At 39.8% G+C, this 6,047-nt stretch carries 4 protein-coding genes and 1 pseudogene; all 5 read left to right on the top strand.

Annotated features, from left to right (window positions below):
• Window positions 1-863 (top strand): annotated as a pseudogene (locus tag OVN23_RS00705) (hypothetical protein); the annotation flags it as partial.
• A gap of 211 nt (window positions 864-1,074) precedes the next feature.
• Window positions 1,075-1,923: a DNA-processing protein DprA gene (gene dprA / locus OVN23_RS00700; protein ID WP_173276068.1), complete on the top strand. Its 849-nt coding sequence runs from the start codon at window positions 1,075-1,077 to the stop codon at window positions 1,921-1,923.
• Window positions 1,924-2,519: 596 nt separating this feature from the next.
• On the top strand, window positions 2,520-2,672 hold the full coding sequence (locus OVN23_RS00695) for a hypothetical protein (protein ID WP_240149563.1): 153 nt from the start codon (window positions 2,520-2,522) through the stop codon (window positions 2,670-2,672).
• Between the two features lie 68 nt (window positions 2,673-2,740).
• The gene (locus tag OVN23_RS00690) at window positions 2,741-3,784 is read left to right on the top strand and encodes a TIGR00341 family protein (RefSeq protein ID WP_166736709.1); all 1,044 of its coding nucleotides are present in this window, start codon (window positions 2,741-2,743) and stop codon (window positions 3,782-3,784) included.
• Between the two features lie 166 nt (window positions 3,785-3,950).
• Window positions 3,951-6,038 carry a type I DNA topoisomerase gene (gene topA, locus OVN23_RS00685; RefSeq protein ID WP_164226201.1) on the top strand — a complete coding sequence of 696 codons (2,088 nt, stop codon included), beginning with the start codon at window positions 3,951-3,953 and terminating at the stop codon, window positions 6,036-6,038.
• The last annotated feature ends 9 nt before the right edge of the window (window positions 6,039-6,047 follow it).

Here is a 6,047-nt window from a genome sequence, read left to right as displayed (position 1 = left end):
CGAAGGAAGTTCAACGAGACGGCAGCGCTTCTGAATCAGATGTTAGTGCGGCAGAAAAAGCCTTAACTAAAGCCAAGACTGACCTTGAAAATGCCAAGACTGGCTTGAGAAATGTTGATAAGAGCGACAGTCAAACACCAACTTCTCCTTCGGATACAGCTCAGTCTGGGACAAGTCCTGTGACTCCGCCATCTGCTACAAGAAATCGCAGAACTCCTCCGCGCCGTGCTCGTAGAAGTGTAGGATTTGTAGGGAATTCCCAAACAGGTACAAACCCAACGACTGTGGACAAGTCAGAACTTCGTACTCTAGTAGAGGATCTGGAACGTCGCTTGCAAGACTTGGCAGGTCTATCTCCTGAAGTACTTGAAGAAGCACAGCGTATTTTGGGAGAGGCGCAAGCAGCTCTTGATAATGAAAACTTAACAGCTCAAGAATTGGCAGACCTCCTTGCTAAAGTTAGACAGGTTCTCAATTCTCTACAAACTGGCACATCAGCTGATAAGAGTCAGTCTGCGTCAAACTTAAATAAAGAAGCAGAAAGTACCAAGGGAGCTAAAAATGAGACAGAAGTCCCTCTATATGGTGTCTTAGGAGCTGCAGTTCTTTCTCTTCTAGGAGCTCTCCTCTTTGCAGTAGCTCGTAAAAAATCCTCTCAACTAGATAAGCTTTCAAGAGAATTGCACCAGCTTGTAGTTGAGCTAGAGGCTAGCGACAAGGATAAAAAAGTTCTAAACAAGGCTAAGAAATTAGCTGATGAAGCACGACTCTTTGTAGATAGCCATCAAAAAGATTCTCAAAAAGAAGCAGAACTAATTTCTGAAATCAAGACTGTTCTCAGTCAACTCAAAGAAGAATTCTAGTTTTGAAGAAAACACTACTTTCAGGAACTGAGTGAGTAGCTTTGTAGCTATGATGAGGAAATAATAAAATCTCCAGATTAGGAACCGTCAATGAGTTCTCTAGTCTGGAGATTTTTCAATATACTTCATTATTGGGGGATTACAAATAGTCGGATGTTTTTTTGATTTTTTACGAATAAATAGATGAGTAGAAAAAGAAATGGAGTTATTTATGAAAATTACAAACTATGAAATCTATAAGTTAAAAAAATCAGGTTTGACCAATCAACAGATTTTGAAAGTCCTAGAATACGGTGAAAATGTTGATCAAGAATTGTTGTTGGGTGATATTGCAGATATATCAGGTTGCCGTAATCCAGCCGTTTTTATGGAACGTTATTTTCAGATAGACGATGCGCATTTGGAGAAGGAGTTTCAAAAATTTCCATCTTTCTCTATTTTAGATGACTGTTACCCTTGGGATTTAAGTGAAATATACGATGCTCCTGTACTTTTATTTTACAAGGGAAATCTTGACCTCTTGAAATTTCCAAAAGTAGCTGTCGTGGGGAGTCGTGCTTGTAGCAAACAGGGAGCTAAGTCAGTTGAAAAAGTCATTCAGGGCTTGGAAAATGAACTGGTTATTGTCAGTGGATTAGCCAAGGGCATTGACACAGCAGCTCATATGGCAGCTCTTCAGAATGGCGGAAAAACCATTGCAGTGATTGGAACAGGACTAGATGTGTTTTATCCTAAAGCCAATAAACGCTTGCAAGACTATATTGGCAATGATCATCTGATTCTCAGTGAGTATGGACCTGGCGAACAACCTCTGAAATTTCATTTTCCTGCCCGTAATCGCATCATTGCTGGACTTTGTCGTGGTGTGATTGTAGCAGAGGCTAAGATGCGTTCAGGTAGTCTCATTACCTGTGAGCGAGCAATGGAGGAAGGGCGCGATGTTTTTGCTATACCTGGTAGCATTTTAGATGGACTATCAGACGGTTGCCATCATTTGATTCAAGAAGGGGCAAAATTGGTTACAAGTGGGAAGGATGTTCTTGCGGAATTTGAATTTTAAAAATGACCTAAGCTAGAATTCTGAGAAAAAATCAATTTTTAATAGAAAATGAAGTAAATATCCCCACAATAAAACGCATAGTATCAGGTTTTTCATCACTTGATCTTATGCGTTTTTTCTAAGTGAATAAGTAGAGTGGAGGACTTTTCCCATAGGAAGGAAAGCAATTTAGTGTAATTGAGAAAGGAGAGTTGCTTGTGACTAATCTTGGTCGGCTTACTGTTAGGGGGGCTTATCATCTAAAATCTTGTCGCTAAGGAAAAATAAAGCCTTCAAGAGTAGAGGTTATAAGCGGTTTGTTAAGAAAGAATTCAAAGACCTTGACAGATAAAAATAAAATGGTTATTATAAAAAATGGTCTGAAATTGATGATGATACTTTTCGAAAATCTTTTTCAATCAGCTCAGCTTTGCCTTGCTGTGTTTCGAGCAAGCTACGGTGAGCTTCCGAGTTTGATTTTCATTTACTAGAAATGAAGTTGATGAGAGATAGCAGTAGATATTTGCGTCAGGATGTGATGGAAAATGATAAAAAGACCTCATGAGATTGGCATATTAGGCTACTAAAGCATTGAGTTTGTTAGGATTTTATACTCAATGAAAATCAAAGAGCAAACTAGGAAGCTAGCCGCAGGTTGCTTAAAGCACTGCTTTGAGGTTGTAGATAAGACTGACGAAGTCAGCTCAAAACACTGTTTTGAGGTTGCAGATAGAACTGACGAAGTCAGTAACATCTATACGGCAAGGTGAAGCTGACGTGGTTTGAAGAGATTTTCGAAGAGTATTAGCGACTAGTTAGCTAGGAAAGGAAGATATTTGTGACAAATAATAAACTGTATTCGTTGGTAGAATTTAGAAATAAAATATACGAAGAATTAGAACTCTCCAGAAGTGATTTAGCGATTTTACTATGTGCCATGCTTATCGCCTCTATCGGATTAAATATGGATTCGACTCCCGTGATTATTGGAGCCATGTTAATCTCTCCTTTGATGACACCTATTCTGGGGGTGGGGCTCTCTCTAGCTATATTTGATTTTAAATTGTTAAGAAAATCTTTTAAAATATTAGCTATTCAAATTCTTGCCAGTTTAATAGCTTCAACACTTTATTTTTATCTTTCTCCTATTTCGTATGCTAGTTCGGAGATTGTTGCTAGAACCTCTCCGACTATTTGGGATGTTCTCATTGCTTTTGTAGGAGGGATAGCAGGTATTATTGGTGCTAGGAAAAAAGAGACCAATAATATTGTCCCTGGTGTCGCGATTGCAACCGCCTTGATGCCTCCTCTTTGTACGGTAGGTTACGCTATTGCTTCTGCTAATCTAAAATTTATCATAGGCTCTTCTTACCTATTCCTCATCAATTGTAGCTTCATTGTCATTGCGACTTATATAGGTGTCAGGTTGATGATGGTTAAGAAGCACTATTTTAGAGATAATGAAGAAGACTCTAAAATGCGCAGGATTTTGCTTCTAGTTGCTGTTTTGCTGATGATTCCGAGTTTCATCTCTGCAACGACTTTAGTCAGAGAAACGTTGAAAAAAGAGTCCCTTAAGAAATTTATATCAGAGCAGTTTCAGGGGCATAATATTTTGAAAAAAACCTATTCTAAAAAGAATCATACCCTAAAGCTAACCATTTCAGGAAATTATTTGACAGAAGAAGAGCTTGATATGATTTCCAGTAAGAGGGGGGACTATGGTTTAAGTGATGTTTCTGTTCAAGTTTCCCAATTGTCTGATTCAGAACAACTTAGCAAGGAAGAACTGGTAGAGTATTTCTTCCAGTATATCAAGGATAAGGAAGCAAAAGAAAAGGAAAAGGCCAATAAATTTGATACAGAGTCTGAGGAACAATAATTTCTTGAGAATAGCTGGTTTTTCTCGTAAGTCTTCTATGTATCTCAAAGGAAGACTGAGGTCTTAAGCATAAAACTTTTCTTCTATTATAGTAGCTAAGTCTTGACAGGGTTCAAAAAATGGTTTACACTTTATAAAGTTTATTACTTTGAAAAGGTGTGATACTGTGGCTACGGCAACAAAAAAGAAAAAATCAACAGTTAAAAAAAATCTAGTAATCGTGGAGTCACCTGCTAAGGCCAAGACGATTGAAAAATACCTAGGCAGAAACTACAAGGTTTTAGCCAGTGTCGGGCATATCCGTGATTTGAAGAAATCCAGTATGTCAGTCGATATTGAAAATAATTACGAACCACAATATATCAATATCCGAGGAAAAGGTCCTCTTATCAATGACTTGAAAAAAGAAGCCAAAAAAGCTAATAAAGTCTTTCTGGCGAGTGACCCGGACCGTGAAGGAGAAGCGATTTCTTGGCATTTGGCCCACATTCTCAACTTGGATGAAAATGATGCCAACCGTGTGGTCTTCAATGAAATCACCAAGGATGCGGTCAAAAATGCTTTTAAAGAACCTCGCAAGATTGATATGGACTTGGTCGATGCTCAACAGGCACGCCGTGTTTTGGACCGCTTGGTAGGCTATTCGATTTCGCCTATTTTGTGGAAAAAGGTCAAGAAGGGCTTGTCAGCAGGTCGCGTACAGTCCATTGCCCTTAAACTCATCATTGACCGTGAAAATGAAATCAATGCTTTTCAGCCAGAGGAATACTGGACAATTGATGGCGTCTTTAAAAAGGGAACCAAGCAATTTCAGGCTTCCTTCTATGGAGTAGATGGCAAAAAGTTGAAACTGACTAGCAATGATGAGGTTAAGGAAGTTCTGTCTCGTCTGACTAGCAAAGATTTTTCAGTGGATCAGGTGGATAAGAAAGAGCGCAAACGCAATGCTCCATTACCCTATACCACTTCATCTATGCAGATGGATGCGGCCAATAAAATCAATTTCCGTACTCGAAAGACCATGATGGTTGCCCAACAGCTCTATGAGGGGATCAATATCGGTTCTGGTGTGCAAGGTTTGATTACCTATATGCGTACCGATTCGACTCGTATCAGTCCAGTGGCACAGAACGAAGCAGCAAGTTTCATTACGGACCGTTTTGGTAGCAAGTATTCTAAGCATGGTAGCAAGGTAAAAAATGCATCAGGTGCTCAGGATGCCCACGAGGCTATTCGCCCGTCTAGTGTCTTTAACACACCGGAAAGCATCGCTAAGTATCTGGACAAGGATCAGCTCAAGCTTTATACTCTTATTTGGAATCGTTTTGTAGCGAGCCAGATGACAGCTGCTGTCTTTGATACCATGGCTGTTAAATTATCTCAAAATGGGGTTCAATTTGCTGCCAATGGTAGTCAGGTTAAGTTTGATGGTTATCTTGCCATTTATAATGATTCTGATAAGAATAAGATGTTACCAGATATGGCTGTTGGAGATGTGGTTAAGCAGGTTAATAGCAAACCAGAGCAACATTTCACTCAACCGCCTGCTCGCTATTCTGAAGCGACCCTTATCAAGACCTTGGAGGAAAATGGGGTTGGACGTCCATCCACCTACGCACCAACCATTGAAACTATTCAGAAACGTTACTATGTTCGCCTTGTAGCCAAACGTTTTGAACCGACAGAGTTGGGAGAAATTGTTAACAAGCTCATCGTTGAATATTTCCCAGATATCGTAAACGTGACCTTCACAGCTGAAATGGAAGGCAAATTGGATGATGTCGAAGTCGGAAAAGAGCAGTGGCAACGTGTCATTGATGCCTTTTACAAACCATTCTCTAAAGAAGTCGCCAAGGCTGAAGAAGAGATGGAGAAAATCCAAATCAAGGATGAACCAGCTGGATTTGACTGTGAAGTGTGTGGCAGTCCAATGGTTATTAAACTTGGTCGATTTGGTAAGTTCTACGCTTGTAGTAATTTCCCAGATTGCCGTCATACCCAAGCAATCGTGAAAGAGATTGGTGTTGAGTGTCCAAGTTGTCATCAGGGACAAATCATTGAGCGTAAAACAAAACGTAACCGTCTCTTCTATGGTTGCAATCGCTATCCAGAATGTGAATTTACCTCTTGGGATAAGCCTGTTGGTCGTGACTGTCCAAAATGTGGCAACTTCCTCATGGAGAAAAAAGTCCGTGGTGGTGGCAAGCAGGTTGTTTGTAGTAATGGCGACTACGAAGAAGAAAAGATTAAATAAGAAGAGAGT

This window comes from Streptococcus sp. Marseille-Q6488 (assembly GCF_946902925.1).
In the GTDB taxonomy this organism is placed as follows: domain Bacteria; phylum Bacillota; class Bacilli; order Lactobacillales; family Streptococcaceae; genus Streptococcus.
Note: the sequence above shows the minus strand (reverse complement) of the source record. Positions and strands in the feature narration are given on the sequence as shown.

Coding starts and splice junctions, on each gene's coding strand:
- dprA (WP_173276068.1), top strand. CDS start 1,075: ATGAAAATTACAAACTATGAAATCTATAAGTTAAAAAAATCAGGTTTG.
- OVN23_RS00695 (WP_240149563.1), top strand. CDS start 2,520: ATGAAAATCAAAGAGCAAACTAGGAAGCTAGCCGCAGGTTGCTTAAAG.